This window comes from Stenotrophomonas acidaminiphila, from assembly GCF_001431595.1.
Taxonomy (GTDB): Bacteria; Pseudomonadota; Gammaproteobacteria; order Xanthomonadales; family Xanthomonadaceae; genus Stenotrophomonas; species Stenotrophomonas acidaminiphila.
Window position 1 is genome coordinate 1 of the sequence record NZ_LDJO01000112.1, and the last position, 709, is coordinate 709.

Sequence of the window (709 nt, forward strand, 5' to 3'; positions counted from 1 at the left end):
GGGGTGGAAGCTGGAAGGGCCTGCGCTGGCCGGCGACCTGCTGTTTCCCGCCGCCGATGGCGGCACCGTCAGCGGGACCCTGGCGCGGGTGCACTGGCAGGCGGCCACGGCCGCGGCCGGCGAGGCGGGCGACCGCCCCGCGGACCCGGTGGACCCGGCGAAGGTGCCGCCGCTGGCGCTGGACATCGGCGACCTGTCCTTCGGCAAGGCCGGACTGGGACAGACCACGCTGCGCACCCGGCCGCTGGCCGACGGCCTGCAGGTGTCGCAGCTGCAGTTCCGCTCGCCCAAACAGTCCATCGACGTGACCGGGCAATGGCGTGGCACCGGCGCCCAGGCCCGGACCCGGTTCGAGGCGGCCGTGCGCAGCGAGAACCTGGGCGGGTTGCTGGACAACCTGGGCTATGGCGGGCAGTTGCGTGGCGGCCAGGGGCAGCTTCAGTTCAACGCCGGCTGGGACGGTGCGCCGGCGGCGTTCAATCTGGCCGCACTGGAAGGCACGCTGGACATCGATATCCGCAACGGCCAGATCCTGGAGGTCGAGCCGGGGGCGGGACGGGTGCTGGGCCTGCTCAGCGTCGCCCAGTTGCCGCGCCGGCTGATGCTGGATTTCCGCGACTTCTTCTCCAAGGGGCTGGCGTTCAACCACGTCGAGGGCCGGGTCGCCTTCGGCGACGGTCTGGCCCGTACCGACCGCATCGGCATGCAG

At 72.6% G+C, this 709-nt stretch carries 1 protein-coding gene; it reads left to right on the forward strand.

Features of this window, described 5'->3' with window-relative positions; translation table 11 throughout:
• On the forward strand, positions 1-709 hold a 709-nt coding region (locus tag ABB33_RS17875), incomplete at both ends, for a YhdP family protein (protein WP_275452961.1).